Annotated in this window: 1 protein-coding gene; it reads left to right on the plus strand. The window is 67.1% G+C overall.

Features of this window, described 5'->3' with window-relative positions; genetic code table 11:
- Positions 1 to 162: 162 nt before the first annotated feature.
- The coding region (gene istA, locus IEX31_RS18415; protein ID WP_188744838.1) for an IS21 family transposase at positions 163 to 1,176 on the plus strand (1,014 nt) is incomplete at its 3' end.

Raw genomic sequence — 1,176 nt, forward strand, 5'->3', positions numbered from 1 at the left:
TGAATATTCGCTTCTCTGAGCGCCATGGGTATCGCGGTTGAGCGCCACTTGCTCGTCGACGCGATCTTGTCGTTGAGCGCCACTGAGTATTCGGGTTCGGTGCCACCTTGCCTAGGCTCCTTCTGCCGCGTGGCTGATCACGCGGCAGAAGGAGTAGTTCGGATGGTACGCAGGATCAAGGCGAAGCTGGTGCTCCGGCTTCGCGCGGAGGGGCTCTCGTCGCGGCAGATCGCGGCCCAGGGCATGTCTCGACACTCGGTGGCGGCGGTGCTCGACGCCGCTGACCGGGAAGGGATCGGCTGGGACGACGTCGCCGATCTCGACGAGGCGGACGTGTATTGGCGGCTGTTCCCCGGGCGGGGTGAGCACGAGAGCGTTCACGCGCAGCCCGACTGGGACAAGGTGCATCGCGAGCTCGCTCGTGTCGGGGTGACGTTGAAGCTGTTGCATGGCGAGTACGTCGACGCCTGCCGCGGCAAGGGTGAGACGGCGATGGGCTACGACCGGTTCTGCAAGACCTACCAGCGGCACGTGCTGGTGATCGGCGCGGCGTCGCGGGTTGGGCACAAGGCCGGGCAGACGGTCGAGGTCGACTGGTCTGGGAAGACGATGGCGCTGACCGACCCGGTCGCCGGGCAGACGACGCGGGTCTACTTGTTCGTTGGGACGCTGCCGTTCTCGAGGTACTCGTTCGTCGAGCCGACGCTCGATATGCGGCAGGACACCTGGCTGCGCGCGCACGTGTCGATGTTCGACTGGTTCGGTGGGAGTGTTCCGCGGGTCGTTCCGGACAACCTGAAGACCGGAGTGATCAAGCACCCGGCGGAGGGTGAGGTGGTCCTCAACGACGCGTATCGGGAGCTCGCCGCGCACTACTCCGCTGCGGTGCTGCCGGGCAGGCTCGCGAAGCCGAAGGACAAGGCGAGCGTCGAGGGCACCGTCGGGAACGTCGCAACCTCCGTGATCGCGGCGCTTCGCGACCGGCGGTTCGCGACGTTGCCGGAGCTGCGGGCAGCGGTCTATGAGCGGGTCGCCGCTTACAACGCCGAGCCGTTCCAGAAGCGCGCCGGGTCCCGGTTGAGCGTGTTCGAGGCGGAGGAGAAGCCGATACTGCGGCCGCTCCCCGCGGTCCCGTTCGAGATCTCCCGATGGCTCTACGGCCGCAAGGTCCAGCGC

It is taken from the genome of Agromyces bauzanensis (genome assembly GCF_014645655.1).
In the GTDB taxonomy this organism is placed as follows: Bacteria; Actinomycetota; Actinomycetes; order Actinomycetales; family Microbacteriaceae; genus Agromyces; species Agromyces bauzanensis.